Source organism: Aureimonas sp. AU12 (assembly GCF_001463705.1).
In the GTDB taxonomy this organism is placed as follows: Bacteria; Pseudomonadota; Alphaproteobacteria; order Rhizobiales; family Rhizobiaceae; genus Aureimonas.
The window spans coordinates 56573-72185 of the sequence record NZ_BBWH01000020.1 but is presented as its reverse complement, the minus strand read 5'-3'; the positions used below and the strand labels follow the sequence as shown (position 1 = coordinate 72185).

Below are 15613 nucleotides of genomic sequence, written 5' to 3'. Positions count from 1 at the left end.
TCCATGTCCCAGACCGTGACCAAGACCTCGGCCTCCGTCGTCGCCCTGCCGAGGGCGGGTGCGGGCGCCGTGGTGCCGCTGCGGCCCTCCACGCCCGACCGCCGGGCGCAAGCCGCCCGCGTCCTTCGATCGCTCGCCGACAATCTCGTGCCGCCGCTCATCGCGCTCGCCGTGCTGCTCGGCCTCTGGGAGGTGCTGTGCTCGGGCGCAGGCTCGGCGCTGCCGCCGCCGAGCCAGGTGGTCACCGACACCTGGGAGCTGATCGCGCATCCGTTCTACGTCAACGGCGGCAACGATGTCGGCCTCGGCTGGCAGATTTGGGCGAGCCTCCAGCGCGTCGCCATGGGCTATGCGATCGCCGTGGTGGTCGGCATCGCGCTGGGCGTCCTCGTCGGCCAGTCGAATCTCGCGATGCGCGGCCTCGACCCGATCTTCCAGGTGCTGCGCACCGTGCCGCCGCTCGCCTGGCTGCCGCTCTCGCTCGCCGCCTTCCGCGACGGCCAGCCGAGCGCGATCTTCGTGATCTTCATCACCGCCGTCTGGCCGATCATCATCAACACGGCGGTCGGCGTGCGCAACATCCCGCAGGACTACCGCAACGTCGCCAAGGTGCTGCGCCTCAACGGCTTCGAGTTCTTCACCAAGGTGATGATCCCCGCCGCCGCCCCCTACATCTTCACCGGGCTGCGCATCGGCGTCGGGCTCTCGTGGCTGGCGATCGTAGCGGCCGAGATGCTCATCGGCGGCGTCGGCATCGGCTTCTTCATCTGGGACGCCTGGAACTCCTCGCTGATCTCCGACATCATCCTCGCCCTCGTCTATGTCGGCATCGTCGGCTTCGTGCTCGACCGCTGCGTTGCCGCCATCGGCCAGGCCGTCACCCGCGGCACGTCCGCCTGACCCCTTGCGCCCCGCATCCTGCCGGACACCCACCCCGCCGACTTCAGGAGACGCGACATGATTGCCAAGCCGTTCCTTTCCATCGAAGGCATCACCATGCGCTTCTCGCGCGGCGGCGCCACCACCGAGGTCCTGCGGGACGTCGACCTGACGCTCACGAAAGGCGAATACGTCTCGATCATCGGCCATTCCGGCTGCGGGAAGTCCACGCTCCTCAACATCGTCGCGGGGCTGACGCAGGCGACCCAAGGCGTCGTGCTGCTCGAGGACAAGGTGGTGGACGCACCCGGCCCCGACCGCGGCGTCGTCTTCCAGAACCACTCGTTGTTGCCCTGGCTCACCGTCTACGAGAACGTCTCGCTCGCCGTCGACAAGGTGTTCGGCAGAACCAAGTCGGCGCCTGAGCGGCGCGAATGGGTGATGAAGAACCTCGAACTGGTCCACATGGGCCATGCCAAGGACAAGCGCCCCTCCGAGATCTCGGGCGGCATGAAGCAGCGCGTCGGCATCGCCCGGGCGCTGGCGATGGAGCCCAAGATCCTGCTCCTCGACGAGCCCTTCGGCGCGCTTGACGCCCTCACCCGCGCCCATCTGCAGGATCAGGTCATGCAGATCCAGGCCAATCTCGGCACCACCGTGATGATGATCACCCACGACGTCGACGAGGCCGTCCTGCTCTCGGACCGCATCGTGATGCTGACGAACGGCCCCTCGGCCGGCATCGGCGAGATCCTCGACGTACCGCTTGCCCGCCCGCGCGACCGCATCAAGCTGGCGGCCGACCCGACCTACCTGAAGTGCCGTCAGGCGGTGCTGAAGTTTCTCTACGAACGCAACCGCTTCGTCGAAGCGGCCTGACCGGACGAGCCACCTTCTCCCCTGCGGGGAGAAGGTCCCGGCAGGGGGATGAGGGGGCCTTCCGCCGCCGTTGCAGACCCCTCATCCGGCCGCTTCGCGTCCACCTTCTCCCCTGAGGGGAGAAGAATGGCGCCCTTCCTCTCGACGTACCCGCTGAACCGACTTTGGCGAGAAGGACCCGAACATGCCCGAAAAACTCGTCGTCGTCGGCAACGGCATGGCGCCCGGCCGGATGCTGGAGCATCTCTTCGAGAAGGCCCCCGGCCGCTACGAAGTGACGATCTTCAACGCCGAGCCGCGGGTCAACTACGACCGCATCATGCTCTCGCCGGTGCTCTCGGGCGAGAAGTCCTTCGAGGACATCGTGATTCACGGCGACGGCTGGTACGAACGCCACGGCGTGACGCTCTACAAGGGCCACCGGATCACCGCGATCGACCGCGAAGCGAAGACCGTCACCTCCGACCACGGCGTCACGGAAAGCTACGACCGTCTCGTCATCGCCACCGGCTCGACGCCCTTCATCCCGCCGGTGCCGGGGCGGGATCTGGCCGGCGTCCTCGCCTATCGCGATCTCGACGACGTCGAGGCGATGATCCTCGCGGCGCAGTCGCGCGCCAAGGCGGTGGTGATCGGCGGCGGCCTGCTCGGCCTCGAGGCGGCCGCCGGCCTTCGGGCGCAGGGGCTGGAGGTCACCGTCCTTCACCTGATGCCGACGCTGATGGAGCGCCAGCTCGACCCGGCCGCCGGTTTCCTCCTCCAGCGCGCGCTGGAAAAGCGCGGCATCGAGGTCGTCACCGGGGCCAACACCAAGGCGATCCTCGGCGAGACCCGCGTCGAGGGCGTGGAACTGGCCGACGGCCGGGTCATCCCCGCCTCGCTCGTCGTCATGGCGGTGGGCATCCGCCCCGCCTCGGGGCTGGGAAGCCAAGCCGGTCTCGCAGTCGGGCGCGGCATCCATGTCGACGAGCACATGGTGACCTCCGACCCCGCGATTTCGGCGCTCGGCGAATGCGTCGAGATCGACGGGCGGGTCTACGGTCTCGTCGCTCCGCTCTACCAGATGGCCGAGATCGCCGCGCGCCAACTCGCCGGCGAAGCGGGCCCGGGCTTCCGCCATTCCGACACGCCGACGAAGCTGAAGGTGACCGGCATCGACCTCTACTCGGTGGGCGACTTCGCGGAGGCGCCGGGCCGCGAGGAGATCGTGCTGCGCGACGCCTCGGCCGGCGTCTACAAACGCCTCGTCCTTCAGGACAACAAGATCCTCGGCGCCGTCCTCTACGGCGAGACCGCCGACGGCGGCTGGTTCGGCGACCTGATGAAGAAAGGGTCCGACATTGCCGAGATGCGCGACACGCTCATCTTCGGCCAGAGCTACCAGGGAGGGTTCCCGCTGGACCCTATGGCGGCCGTTGCAGCCTTGGCCGATGACGCCGAGATCTGTGGCTGCAACGGCGTCTGCAAGGGCAAGATCACCGGAACCATCATCGCCAAGGGCCTGACCAGCCTCGACGAGGTGCGCGCCCACACCAAGGCCTCCTCCTCCTGCGGCACCTGCACGGGTCTCGTCGAGCAGCTGATGAGCCTGACGATCGGCGAGGCGTTCAACCCGAACGCGGTCAAGCCGATGTGCCCCTGCACGACGCTCGGGCACGGCGACGTGCGCCGGCTCATCGTCGCCAAGGGGCTGAAGTCGATCCCGGCGGTGATGCAGGAACTGGAGTGGACGACCTCCTGCGGCTGCGCCAAGTGCCGCCCGGCGCTGAACTACTATCTCCTCGCCGACTGGCCCGGCGAATATGTCGACGACAAGCAGTCGCGCTTCATCAACGAGCGCGTCCACGCCAATATCCAGAAGGACGGCACCTATTCGGTGGTGCCGCGCATGTGGGGCGGCATGACCACCTCGCAGGAGCTGCGCGCCATCGCCGACGTCGTCGACAAGTTCGCCATTCCCGCCGTCAAATGCACCGGCGGGCAGCGCATCGACATGCTCGGCGTGAAAAAGGAAGACCTGCCCGCCGTCTGGGCCGATCTCAACGCCGCCGGCATGGTCTCGGGCGCGGCCTACGCCAAGGGACTGCGCACGGTGAAAACGTGCGTCGGCACCGACTGGTGCCGCTTCGGGACGCAGGATTCCACCGGGCTCGGCATCCGCATCGAGAAGTTCATGTGGGGCTCGTGGACGCCCGCCAAGGTCAAGATGGCGGTGTCCGGCTGCCCGCGAAACTGCGCCGAGGCGACCTGCAAGGATGTCGGCGTGATCTGCGTCGATTCGGGCTACGACATCCATTTCGCGGGCGCCGCCGGCCTCGACATCAAGGGCACCGAGGTTCTCTGCCATGTCGACACCGAGGACGAGGCGCTGGAGGTCATCGTCGCTCTGACGCAGCTCTACCGCGAGCAGGGCCACTATCTCGAGCGCATGTACAAGTGGCTGAAGCGCGTCGGCATGGCCTCGATCCAGGCCGCGGTGGTCGCCGATCTCGAGCGGCGCCGGGCTTACTTCGAGCGCTTCGTCCATTCGCAGCGCTTCTCGCAGAGCGACCCCTGGGCCGCGCGCGCCAGCGGCGAGGTCGCCGCCCACGAGTTCCGGCCGATGGCCGCGATCGAACCCTTCCGGGAGGCCGCCGAATGACCGAGACCTGGACCCCGATCGGCAACCTCGCCGACATTCCCCGGCGCGGCGCGCGCTGCGTCACCTCCCCGCTCGGGCGCATTGCGGTGTTCCGCACCATGGAGGACGAGGTCTTCGCCACCGAGGACCGCTGCCCGCACAAGGGCGGGCCGCTCTCCCAGGGGATCGTCCACGGCGGCTTCGTCACCTGCCCGCTGCATGCGCAGGTGATCGCGCTCCGCACCGGCCTCGTCGAGGGACCGGACGAGGGCCGCGTGCGCACCTTTCCGGTGCGCGTCGATCCCGTGACGAAGGCGCTGGAGATCCTCGTCGAGCGCCAGCCCGCCTTCGCGCTCGCGGCGGAATAGGCGATGGAAGCGGCCGCCCCCACGACGACGACCCGCACCACCTGCCCCTATTGCGGCGTCGGCTGCGGGGTGCTGGCGACGCCGCGGGCCGACGGCTCGGTGGGGATCGAAGGGGACGGCGCTCACCCGGCCAATTTCGGGCGCCTCTGCTCGAAGGGCTCGGCGCTCGCCGAGACGCTGATCCCCGACCGGCGGCTGCTTCATCCCAGCATCGACGGCGCACGGGTGTCGTGGGACGCGGCGCTCGATCTCGTGGCGAAACGCTTCGGCGCGGCGGTGCGCGAGCACGGGCCGGATTCTGTGGCGCTCTACGTCTCTGGCCAGATGCTGACGGAAGACTATTACGTCGCCAACAAGTGGATGAAGGGGTTCCTCGGCACCGCCAACATCGACACCAACTCACGCCTCTGCATGGCCTCGTCGGTGGCGGGCCACAAACGCGCCTTCGGCTCCGATACGGTGCCCGGCACCTACGAGGATTTCGAAGAGGCCGATCTTCTCGTGCTCGTCGGCACCAATCTCGCCTGGTGCCACCCGGTGCTCTGGCAGCGGGTGATGGCGGCCAAAGCCGTGCGGCCGGGTCTACGCATCGTCGTGGCGGATCCACGCGAGACCGCGACCACGGCCGGCGCCGACCTGCATCTGCCCGTGCGCGCCGATGGCGACGTAGCGCTATTCCTCGGAGCGCTCGCCCATATTGAGGCCGCCGGTGCCCTCGACCACGCCTATGCCGGGGCGCATCTGAGCGGGCTGGACGCGGCGCTCGAAGCCGCGCGGCCGTACCTTGATATGGCGCTTCTGGCGGAGGCCACCGGCGTCGAGCCGGCGCGGCTGGCGGACTTCCTCAAGCTGTTCGCGGCGACGGACAAGGTCGTCACCGTCTACAGCCAGGGGGTCAACCAGTCCTCGGTCGGCACCGACAAGGTCAATGCCATCCTCAACTGCCATCTCGCCACGGGTCGGATTGGGCGGCCGGGCGCGGGGCCCTTTTCCGTCACCGGCCAGCCCAATGCCATGGGCGGGCGCGAGGTCGGCGGCCTCGCCAACCAGCTCGCCGCGCATATGGACCTCGGCGAGCCCGCGCATCGCGATCTCGTGCAAGGCTTCTGGAACGCGCCGCGAATAGCCGAGACGCCCGGCCTCAAGGCGGTGGATCTCGTCGAGGCCGTCCATGACGGGCGGATCCGCGCGCTCTGGATCATCGGCACCAACCCGGTGGACTCGCTGCCCGACGCCGACCGGGTGCGCGAGGCGCTGGCGGCCTGCCCCTTCGTGGTGGTCTCCGATATCGTCGATGACACCGACACGATGGCCTTCGCCGATGTCGCGCTGCCGGCCTGCGGCTGGGGCGAGAAGGACGGCACGGTGACGAATTCGGAGCGCCGCATCTCGCGCCAGCGCGCCTTCCTGCCCGCCCCCGGCGAGGCGCGGCCGGACTGGTGGGCGCTCGCCGAGGTGGCGCGGCGAATGGGCTTTGCCGGCTTCCGCTATCCGAACGCCGCCGCGATCTTCCGCGAGCACGCCGCGCTTTCCGCGCACGAGAACGAAGGCCGCCGCGACTTCGACATCGGCGGTTTGGCCGATGTCAGTGACCTCGCCTACGAGCGGCTGGCGCCGGTGCGCTGGCCGATCCGGCGCGACGGCACGGGACCTGAGCGCTTCTTTGCGGAAGGGCGCTTCTTCACGCCCGACCGCCGCGCGCGGCTCGTGCCCGTGATCGACCGGTCGGTGCGGGTGACGACGGGCGAGCGCCCCTTCCTTCTCAACACCGGCCGCATCCGCGACCAGTGGCACACGATGACGCGCACCGGCCGTTCGCCGCGCCTCTCCGCCCATCTCGCCGAGCCCTTCTGCGAGATCCACCCGGACGACGCGGCCGCGCATGGCATCACCGAGGCCGATCTCGTGGAACTTGCCAGCGATCACGGCGCGGCGATCCTACGTGCGCTCGTCACCCCGCGCGTCGCCCGCGGGACGCTGTTTGCTCCGATGCACTGGACCGGGCAGTTCGCGTCGAAAGCCCGCGTCAACGCGCTGGTGCCGCCGCGTGCCGATCCCGTCTCCGGCCAGCCGGCCTCGAAAGCCTGCGCGGTGTCGGTCGCTCGGCTGAACGCGGCGTGGCACGGCTTCGCGGTGTCGACGCAAGAGCCCGACCCCAGCGGCGCCGACTACTGGGCGAGCGCTCGAGCGTCCGGTGGCTGGCGGCTGGAACTGGCCGGTCTCGCCCGGCCCGGCGACCCGCAAGCCTTCGCCCGCGCGGTGTTGCGCCTTCCCGCCGAGGCCGAAATCCTGTCCTATGGCGACGGCGCCGGCCATCGGCGTCTCGCGGCCTTTGCCGGCCCGCGCTTTCTCGGCGCGCTCTGGATGGCGCCGGGGCCGGTCGCGGTGTCGCGTGCCTATGCGGTCTCCTGCCTCGACGGCGCGGTGGCGGAATCGGCGACGCGCTTTCGCATTCTCGCCGGCCGCGCCGGGGCGGACCGGCCCGATCCCGGCGCGCTCGTCTGCTCTTGTTTCGGCGTCGGGGCCGACGACATCAAGCGTGCGATCGCCGATCCCGCCTGCCGCAGCGTGACGGCGGTGGGCGAGGTCTTGAAGGCGGGGTCGAATTGTGGCTCCTGCCGGAGTGAAATCCAGGGATTGATCGATGAAGCCCGTGTCCCAGACATCAGGTGAGACCGACGCCGCCGCCCGCCAGCGCCCGCAGCGCATGGGCGAGTTGGCGACGCTGCCCGTCTTCTTCGACCTTCGCGGCAAGCGCGTCGCCATGGCCGGCGGCAGCGACGGCGCCGCCTGGAAGGCCGAGCTGATGGCCGCGGCCGGCGCGCGTGTCGATCTCTACGAGCCGATGGACGATCTTGGCGAGGAGATGCGCACCGTCCTGTCGCTCGCCTTCGCGGAGGGGCGCATCGTCCACCACGACCGCCCCTGGGCGTTCGACATCTTCGCTGGCGCTGCGCTGGCGGTGGCCGACTGCGAGACGATGGCGGGAGCGCAGGCCTTCTTCTGCGCCGCGCGCGACGCTGGCGTGCCCGTCAACGTCATCGACAAGCCGGCCTTCTGCCAGTTCCGCTTCGGCACGATCGTCAACCGCTCGCCCGTGGTGGTCGGCATCTCCACCGACGGCGCCGCGCCGATCCTCGGCCAGGCCATCCGCCGCCGCATCGAGACGCTGCTCCCCGCGACCCTCACCGGCTGGGCGAAACTCGCCGCCAAGGTGCGCGCCGAAGTGATGGACCGGCTCGAAGCCGGGCCGTTGCGCCGCGCCTTCTGGGAGCGCTTCTCCGACGAGGCCTTCACCCGCCGCGCCCCCGACGACGTGGCGGAGGCCGATGCCCGCCGCTTCGTCTCCGATCTCGTCGCCACCCCGCAGGCCGGCGGCCGCGTCACGCTGGTGGGCGCCGGGCCGGGCGAGGCCGAACTCCTCACACTGAAGGCGGTGCGCGCGCTGCAGGCCGCCGACGTCATCCTCTTCGACGACCTCGTTTCCGACGACATTCTGGAGCTCGCCCGCCGCGAGGCCAAGCGCATGCTGGTGGGCAAGCGCGCCTCGCGCGATAGCTGCCGGCAGGAGGACATCAATCGGACGATGGTGCAGTTCGCCAAGGCCGGCAAACACGTGGTGCGGCTGAAATCGGGCGACGTCTCGGTGTTCGGACGCTCGGGCGAGGAGATCGCCGAATTGCGGCGCGAGGGCATTCCCGTACGGATCGTGCCCGGCATCACCGCGGCCTCGGCGCTGGCCGCCGGCTTCGGCGTGTCACTGACCCACCGCGACCGCGCCCAGCAAGTGCGCTTCGTCACCGGCCACTCGCAGAAGGGCGACCTGCCCGACGGGATGGACTGGCGCGCGCTCGCCGACGACCATGCCACCACGATCTTCTACATGGGCGGGCGCATGGCGCCGCGCATCTCGGCCATGCTGATCGAGCACGGGCTGCCCGCGGAGACGCCGGTGGCGGTGGCCGCCAACATCTCGCGCGACGACGAGACCCGCGCCATCGGCCGGCTCGCCGATCTCGGCGCCATCGTCGCGCGGATCGGCGTCGATCGCCCGATCCTTATCGGCGTCGGCCGGGTCTTCGCCGACTGCGAGGCGCAGGCGCTCGAAGGTTTCGAGCCCGGTTTGAGCGCCCCCACTGGCGAAACCTCGCGGCTTCGGGCAAAGGCGTCCTGAGAACCGGCGGCCCGACCGCCGGCGCGCGGGAGGAGACGCCTATGACCGAGACCCTGACCCTGGCGGCACTGGCCGACGCGCTCCTGACCGAAGATGGCAGTGCGCGCCGCATCGTCGCGATCGCGGGATCGCCGGGCTCGGGCAAGTCGACCGCAGCCGAATCCCTCAAGGAGCGGCTGAACGCGCGCCGCCCCGGCGTCGCCGACATCCTGCCGATGGACGGCTATCATTTCGACGACGCCGTCCTGAACGCGCGCGGAGACCGGTCCCGCAAGGGCGCGCCGCACACGTTCGACATCGACGGCTTTCGCGTCATGCTGGAGCGGCTGCGCGCCGACACAGGCTGCGACGTGGCGGTGCCCGTCTTCGACCGCTCGATCGAGATCGCGCGGGCCGGCGGGCGCATCGTCGAGGCCGGTACGCGCATCATCCTGGCGGAGGGCAACTACCTCCTCCTCGACCAGCCCGGCTGGCGCGACCTCGCCCCGCTCTTCGACCTCACGGTGATGATCGAGGCGCGCGAGGAGGTGCTGATCGACCGCCTGACCCAGCGCTGGCTCGGCTTCCAGCTCGACCCCGAGGCGATGATCCGTCAGATGGAAGGCAACGACCTGCCCAACATGCGGCTGGTGCTGACGAGCAGCCGCCCCGCCGACGTGACGGTGCGCAGCGACCGCGAGGGATGAAGGCTACGGGGCGTCGCGCTTAAACCTTTCCAGCCGAGGCGGACAGGCTTCGTCTGGACTTGCGTGAGCGGCCCGTCTGGCGCCTTGAACGGCGTTCCCGACCACACACGGCAGAGCCTACGTCGGACGCAGCGCTATCGAGTTGGCACTCCATCGCTTCCGCGACCACGTCCCTCGTCAGGCCGTTACGACATTGGCGATTTATAACATCCGGCATACCTGCTGTCGGGCCTAGCAGCAGGTATGCCGGACAGCATCAGGGCTCGCGTGGATTTCGGACCGGCACGACACGCCCGGCTTTCCGGAGCTTGTGGAACGACGCCTTCCCCTCCCGTTGGATATCATCCAGGTCAACGTTCCCGTCCTTATCCACTCGCAGGTACGTCAGGTATACGAGATCGCCGCCGCGGAAGTCATAAAGACAGGCGAGAGACGCGCGACCCTTCACGCCGAACAGGTTCGTGACGTCATACGGGAGCGCGTAGGTCCGCAGCGACGAAACATCAAGGCCGCCTCCCTGATAGAAAACCGATTTGGCGAAGTGTCCGCTGAACGCCGGATCGAAGGTTGCGACATCGGATGCCTTCGCCTGGAGACGGGCATCCGAGACGCACTCCTGAAGCGTCGCGCCGGAGATGGTCGGAGGTGAACCGGCTCCGAGTGCGGCAACGGCGATCGTCGAGTGGTCGAGATTCTTCACGCAGCCGGCCAAGAGTGTCGACGAAGCGAGAAGAGCAGCAATGAGCGGATGGCGCAGAGGCACGGAAGATCCTGGTGAAGCGAAAGCCGGTCGCGTTCTACCCGTCCGGCCACGGTCCCGATAGTCGTCATTCCCCGCAGCGGCTTACAACGGCATACTGGCTCCATGATCACAACGACCCGACTTGTCCTCTCAATGCCCAACCTCGATGATTTCGAAGAGAGTTTCGTCATGGGGCAAGACGAAGGGGTCGCGCGATATATCGGCGGAACGCCCACCACACGCGAGGATGCGTGGAAGAAGCTGCTTCAGAAGATCGGCCATTGGAGCGCCTTCGGCTACGGTCTCTTTACCGTCCGAACGCGAGATGGAGCGCGCTTTGTCGGCGAGGTCGGATTGGCTCACTTCGCCCGGGACTTAGGTTCGCAGTTCGATCCGTTTCCGGAGGCGGCATGGGTTCTGGCACCCGAAGGGCATGGTCGGGGATATGCCACCGAGGCCGTCGGCCGCGCTCACGACTGGATGGCGAGACACCATGCCATGAAGCGTTCGGTGTGCATCATCCACCCGGAGAACGCCGCGTCCCGGCATGTGGCGGCCAAACTCGGATACGTCCGGTTCGGCGAAGCCGACTATCGCGGGGCGAGACCCCTGATGTTCGAACGGTCAGGGGCTGGCGCCAACGTCTGATCCTTGCAGTCTGCGACCGAGATCGCCGCCTTTCTTCTCGTTCGAAAGGCAGCCGCACCGGCACGCTGCCGATCTCGGCGTCGGTGATCATGACGCGGGGATCGCCGGCCGACGTTCGCGATCACCCCCACGCCCTCGCCGAACGACAGCGGCCGCCCCTTTCGAGGCGGCCGCTGTCGTTACCATCGCAGGAGTGCCGGTTCCCGACCGAACCGAGCGTTGCCCTCGCCTCAGCGCATGACCGGCATCGAGAATTCGGCGCCGGACTTGATGCCCGAGGGCCAGCGGCTCGTCACCGTCTTGGTGCGGGTCCAGAACTTGATGGAGTCGGGGCCGTGCTGGTTGAGGTCGCCGAAGGAGGACTTCTTCCAGCCGCCGAAGGAGTGGTAGGCGAGCGGCGTGGGGATCGGCACGTTGATGCCGATCATGCCGATGTTGATGCGGCTGGCGAAGTCGCGGGCGGCGTCGCCGTCCCGCGTGTAGATCGCGACGCCGTTGCCGTATTCGTGCTTCATCGGCAGGGCGATGGCGTCCTCGTAATTGGCGGCGCGCACCACCGAGAGCACCGGGCCGAAGATCTCTTCCTTGTAGATGTCCATGTCGGGCGTGACGTGGTCGAAGAGGCAGGAGCCGACGAAGAAGCCGTCCTCGTAGCCCTGCATCCTGAAGGACCGGCCGTCGACGGCGAGCGTCGCGCCCTCCGCGATGCCCTTCTCGACGAGGCCGAGGATCTTCTGCTGCGCGGCCTTGGTCACCACCGGGCCGTAGTCGGCGCTCGCATCCGTGGCCGGGCCGATCTTCAGGGCCTCGACCTTCGGGATGAGCTTGGCCATCAGCGCGTCGGCCGTCGCCTCGCCCACGGGCACCGCCACAGAGATCGCCATGCAGCGCTCGCCGGCCGAGCCGTAGCCGGCGCCGATCAGCGCGTCGGCGGCCTGGTCGAGGTCGGCGTCGGGCATGATGATCATGTGGTTCTTGGCGCCGCCGAAGCACTGGGCGCGCTTGCCCCGCGCGGTGGCCTCGCCGTAGACGTAGGACGCGATCGGGGTCGAACCGACGAAGGACACGGCGCCGATGTCGGGATGCTGGAGAATGCCGTCGACGCTCGACTTGTCGCCGTTGACGACCTGCAGCACGCCCTTGGGCAGGCCCGCCTCGATCATCAATTCGGCCAGGCGCATCGGCACGGACGGGTCGCGCTCGGAGGGCTTGAGGATGAACGCGTTGCCGCAGGCGATGGCGGGCGCGAACATCCACATTGGGATCATCGCCGGGAAGTTGAACGGCGTGATGCCGGCGCCGATGCCCACCGGCTGGCGGATCGAGTACATGTCGATGCCGGGTCCGGCGCCCTCGGTGAACTCGCCCTTCATCAGGTGCGGGATGCCGATCACGAACTCGCAGACCTCGAGGCCGCGCACGATGTCGCCCTTGGAATCCTCGACCGTCTTGCCGTGCTCGGACGACAGAAGCTCGGCGAGCTCCTGCATGTGGGCGTTGAGGAGCTCGACGAACTTGATGAAGACGCGAGCACGGCGCTGCGGGTTGGTGGCGGCCCAGCCGGGCTGGGCGGCCTTGGCTGCGTCCACGGCGCGCTGCAGCTCGTCCTGCGAAGCGAGCGCGAGCCTGGCCGTCACCTGGCCGGTGGCGGGGTTGAAGATGTCTGCGGTGCGACCGCTGGTGCCGGCGACGCGCGTGCCGTCGATGAAGTGACCGATCTCGTTCATGGCCGTCTCTCCCGTTGAATGAACACGAGATGCGCCGGGAGCAGACTTGAAATCAAGCGGCATCCGCGCGCATCCATTGTGCGTGGTTTGATGCATGAGGCGGCAGCGATGAACTGGGACGACGTGCGTATCTTCCTCGCGGTGGCGCGGGCCGGGCAGATCCTTGCGGCCTCGCGCCGACTGGGTCTGAACCACGCGACGGTCGGGCGGCGGCTGGATGCGCTGGAGGGCGCGCTGGGCACGCCGCTCTTCGCGCGGCGCCCGAGCGGCTGCGAGCTGACGCGCGAGGGCGCGGCCTTCCTGGCGCCGGCCGAGCGGATCGAGGCGGAGATGGCGGCGGCCGCAGGGCTGGCGGCCGGGGCCGACGCGGCGATCGCGGGGACGGTGCGCATCGGGGCACCCGACGGGTTCGGCACGGCCTTTCTCGCGCCGCGCCTCGCCGGGCTCACCGACCGCCATCCCGGCATCCGCGTGCAACTCGTGCCGGTGCCCCGCGCCTTTTCGATCTCGCGGCGCGAGGCCGACATCGCGATCACGGTGGAGCGACCGGCCGAGGGGCGGCTGGTGGCGCGCAAGCTCGTGACCTACGCGCTCGGCCTGTATGCCGCGCGCGGCTACCTCGCCGAGCACGGAACGCCCTCAGGCGTCGGCGATCTCGCCCGCCATCGGCTGGTGGGCGCGGTCGAGGATCTCCTCTACAGCCCCTCGCTGCACTACACCGCCGAGATCGCAGACGACTGGCAGAGCCGGTTCGAGATCTCCTCGGCGCTCGGGCAGACCGAGGCGGTGGCGGCGGGCGCGGGCATCGGCATCCTCCACGCGTTCATCGCCGACCGGCGGGGCGAGCTGGTACGGGTGTTGCCGGCCCACGAGATCCGGCGCGAATACTGGCTGGTGATCCACGAGAGCGCGCGCGGGCTCGCCCCGATCCGCGCGGCGGCCGACTTCATCGCCGAGACCGTGGAGGCCGAGCGCGGCCTCTTCGGCTGACCGCTTCGTCCGGACATGCTCTGACGCCGGACGCGAAAACGGGGCGGCCGAAGCCGCCCCGTCCGCCGGACACCCGCTCGGGTGCAGAACTCTGTCAGAACAGGAAGTCGTCGACGTCGTCGACCGGCGGCGGGGCCGCGACGTTGGCGACGGCGGACGGCAGGGCGACGAGACCCATGGCGCGGAACGAGGCCTCGAAGATCGCCCGCTCCTCGGCCATCGTGTATTGCGCGGCGAGCAGGCTGTAGAGCTTCAGCCCCTCCTCGGCCGAGACCACCTCGTCCGGCAGGTCGGCGAGGAGATGGCGCAGGATGTGGACGGTCTGGCGCATCAGCGCGCAGCCCTCGACATGCGGGGTCATCAGGCCCGAGATCATCTCGATCTTGGCGCCGAGGCCCCTTGCGTTGGTCGAGGCCTCGCGCAGCTTGTCGAGGCATTCGGCGTCGATGCGCCCGAGGATCGCGGTGGCTTCGGCGAACTGGGCGGAGATCTCGCCCTCGGCCGAGGCGATCTGCGGCAGGATGGCGGTTTCGAGATCGCGCGTCGCGGCGACCGAGACCTCGATGCCCTCGCGAACGAGATCGGCCTGCGCCTTGGCGACGGAGGCCTGCTCGCGGATTTCGCGGGCGATGTAGCCGATCGTCTCGTCGCCCGAGTCGACATGGGCGGCGCGCACGGCGGCGTTGAAGCCGGCGAGGCGCAGCGTGTGCTCGAGCGCGGCGAGCTCGTCGGTCATGGCGATGAGCGGGCCGGCGGCCTCGACGCATTCGTGCAGCGAGGCGTCGAGATGGCGGCGGTCGGCCTCGCCGCGGGCAAAGCGGGCGCGCACCCGCACCGCTTCTGATTCGAGCACCGCGATGGCGCTCTTGCCGGCGCCGTCGCCGTCCTCGGAGAAGAGCGTGCCGAGGATCCGATCGCTCGCCGCGATCTCGCCGGCGAGGATCTCGAGATTGCCGTGGAGATCGCCCATCTTCGTCTCGTAGAGCTCGGTCAGGCTCTCGATCTGCGCGATCTCCAGTTCCACGATGCGGCGCAGCGCCAGATTGCGCGCGGTGCCCTCCAGCGGCGCGCCGTCATGGGCGAGCCGGCCGGTCTCGGCGAGAAGGAACAGGCGCTCCAGGTTGCCGAGCGTGTGTTCGAGGCGCTGGCGGGCGATGTCGTGGAACTGCAGGCCCATGACGAGGCCGCCGACGGCCTCGCGGATGGTGGAGAAGGAGCGATGCGCCTCGGCGCGGGTCATCGCGACGCCGTCGCGCTCCTGCGCCAGCCGCCGGATCAGCGTGCGGAACTGGAAGGCCAGGCTCGGCTCGCCGAGCATCGCCTTGGCGCCGACGCGCGCGTCGATCGCCCGGCTCTCGCCGATATGGCCGGCCAGAAGCCGCACCCGCTCGTCGAGAGCGCGCGCCACGCCCTGGCCGGAACCGACGAGTTCATGGACATGCTGGGTGAAGGGCACGAGCACGTCGCGCGCCTGCGTCATGCCCTCGACATGGGTGCGCGCGACGAGCACGACATAGTCGAGAAGGCGGAAGACGAGCGCCACGGCGGTGGAGCCGGTGGCCGCGGTCGCGACGCCGTCAGCGAGCGTGCGCAGGACGTTCGAGCGCTCGATCGCCAGCGTCTCCAGCGCGGCGGCCGAGGTCGCGGCGGTGCCGAGCAGCGTCTCGACGCGGTCGGCCTCGGGCGAACTCACCGCCTCGGTGGACTGGCGGATGCAGTCGCGCACGGTGCCGATGCGCCGGTGCAGGAGCTGCAGATCCTCGCCGGCGCCCAGGTACACCGCCTCGGACGAGACGTTCCACTGGTGGATGCGTTCGAGCGTCGCGCGCAGCGCGTCGAAAGCGGTGGCCTGGTTGCCGGATGGGGCGTGCGGCTTGTTGGGAGCGAGCATCATCGGAGA

12 protein-coding genes are annotated in these 15613 nt (G+C 69.3%); 9 read left to right on the top strand and 3 right to left on the bottom strand.

What is annotated here, in order from left to right:
• Window positions 1-3 precede the first annotated feature (3 nt).
• From ntrB to AUL33_RS07310, 7 genes are all read left to right on the top strand, one after another.
• Window positions 4-900: a nitrate ABC transporter permease gene (gene ntrB / locus AUL33_RS07340; protein WP_062205949.1), complete on the top strand. Its 897-nt coding sequence runs from the start codon at window positions 4-6 to the stop codon at window positions 898-900.
• 60 nt (window positions 901-960) lie between these two features.
• Window positions 961-1758, top strand: a complete 798-nt coding sequence (locus AUL33_RS07335) for an ABC transporter ATP-binding protein (protein ID WP_156419322.1) — start codon at window positions 961-963, stop codon at window positions 1756-1758.
• Window positions 1759-1942: 184 nt separating this feature from the next.
• Entirely contained in the window at window positions 1943-4399 is a 2457-nt protein-coding gene (gene nirB / locus AUL33_RS07330) for a nitrite reductase large subunit NirB (RefSeq protein ID WP_062205943.1), read from the top strand.
• Entirely contained in the window at window positions 4396-4746 is a 351-nt protein-coding gene (gene nirD, locus AUL33_RS07325) for a nitrite reductase small subunit NirD (RefSeq protein WP_062205940.1), read from the top strand. The genes nirB and nirD overlap by 4 nt, the downstream gene beginning before the upstream one ends.
• A 3-nt stretch (window positions 4747-4749) precedes the next feature.
• Entirely contained in the window at window positions 4750-7419 is a 2670-nt protein-coding gene (locus tag AUL33_RS07320) for a nitrate reductase (RefSeq protein WP_062205937.1), read from the top strand.
• 34 nt (window positions 7420-7453) lie between these two features.
• Window positions 7454-8920 carry a siroheme synthase CysG gene (gene cysG, locus AUL33_RS07315; protein WP_082652394.1) on the top strand — a complete coding sequence of 489 codons (1467 nt, stop codon included), beginning with the start codon at window positions 7454-7456 and terminating at the stop codon, window positions 8918-8920.
• Window positions 8921-8961: 41 nt separating this feature from the next.
• The gene (locus AUL33_RS07310) at window positions 8962-9606 is read left to right on the top strand and encodes a nucleoside triphosphate hydrolase (RefSeq protein ID WP_062205931.1); all 645 of its coding nucleotides are present in this window, start codon (window positions 8962-8964) and stop codon (window positions 9604-9606) included.
• Between the two features lie 256 nt (window positions 9607-9862).
• On the opposite strand, the gene AUL33_RS07305 is transcribed toward AUL33_RS07310, so the two are convergent.
• Window positions 9863-10369 (bottom strand): hypothetical protein, encoded by a 507-nt coding sequence (locus AUL33_RS07305; protein WP_156419319.1) that lies wholly within the window; start codon window positions 10367-10369, stop codon window positions 9863-9865.
• Window positions 10370-10471: 102 nt separating this feature from the next.
• Here AUL33_RS07305 and AUL33_RS07300 point away from each other — a divergent pair, with 102 nt between their 5' ends.
• The gene (locus AUL33_RS07300; protein WP_062205925.1) at window positions 10472-10996 is read left to right on the top strand and encodes a GNAT family N-acetyltransferase; all 525 of its coding nucleotides are present in this window, start codon (window positions 10472-10474) and stop codon (window positions 10994-10996) included.
• Between the two features lie 230 nt (window positions 10997-11226).
• Here the strand turns inward: AUL33_RS07300 and AUL33_RS07295 are convergent, their stop codons facing one another.
• Entirely contained in the window at window positions 11227-12723 is a 1497-nt protein-coding gene (locus tag AUL33_RS07295) for a CoA-acylating methylmalonate-semialdehyde dehydrogenase (RefSeq protein WP_062205922.1), read from the bottom strand.
• Window positions 12724-12831: 108 nt separating this feature from the next.
• Between AUL33_RS07295 and AUL33_RS07290 the strand changes: the two genes are divergently transcribed.
• The gene (locus AUL33_RS07290) at window positions 12832-13713 is read left to right on the top strand and encodes a LysR family transcriptional regulator (RefSeq protein ID WP_062205920.1); all 882 of its coding nucleotides are present in this window, start codon (window positions 12832-12834) and stop codon (window positions 13711-13713) included.
• A gap of 94 nt (window positions 13714-13807) precedes the next feature.
• On the opposite strand, the gene AUL33_RS07285 is transcribed toward AUL33_RS07290, so the two are convergent.
• Window positions 13808-15607, bottom strand: a complete 1800-nt coding sequence (locus AUL33_RS07285) for a hypothetical protein (protein ID WP_156419318.1) — start codon at window positions 15605-15607, stop codon at window positions 13808-13810.
• Between the last annotated feature and the right edge of the window lie 6 nt (window positions 15608-15613).

Excerpts from the sequence above, each read along its gene's own strand:
- ntrB (WP_062205949.1), top strand. The coding sequence starts at position 4 with ATGTCCCAGACCGTGACCAAGACCTCGGCCTCCGTCGTCGCCCTGCCG.
- nirB (WP_062205943.1), top strand. The coding sequence starts at position 1,943 with ATGCCCGAAAAACTCGTCGTCGTCGGCAACGGCATGGCGCCCGGCCGG.
- nirD (WP_062205940.1), top strand. The coding sequence starts at position 4,396 with ATGACCGAGACCTGGACCCCGATCGGCAACCTCGCCGACATTCCCCGG.
- AUL33_RS07320 (WP_062205937.1), top strand. The coding sequence starts at position 4,750 with ATGGAAGCGGCCGCCCCCACGACGACGACCCGCACCACCTGCCCCTAT.
- cysG (WP_082652394.1), top strand. The coding sequence starts at position 7,454 with ATGGGCGAGTTGGCGACGCTGCCCGTCTTCTTCGACCTTCGCGGCAAG.
- AUL33_RS07310 (WP_062205931.1), top strand. The coding sequence starts at position 8,962 with ATGACCGAGACCCTGACCCTGGCGGCACTGGCCGACGCGCTCCTGACC.
- AUL33_RS07300 (WP_062205925.1), top strand. The coding sequence starts at position 10,472 with ATGATCACAACGACCCGACTTGTCCTCTCAATGCCCAACCTCGATGAT.
- AUL33_RS07295 (WP_062205922.1), bottom strand. The coding sequence starts at position 12,723 with ATGAACGAGATCGGTCACTTCATCGACGGCACGCGCGTCGCCGGCACC.
- AUL33_RS07290 (WP_062205920.1), top strand. The coding sequence starts at position 12,832 with ATGAACTGGGACGACGTGCGTATCTTCCTCGCGGTGGCGCGGGCCGGG.
- AUL33_RS07285 (WP_156419318.1), bottom strand. The coding sequence starts at position 15,607 with ATGATGCTCGCTCCCAACAAGCCGCACGCCCCATCCGGCAACCAGGCC.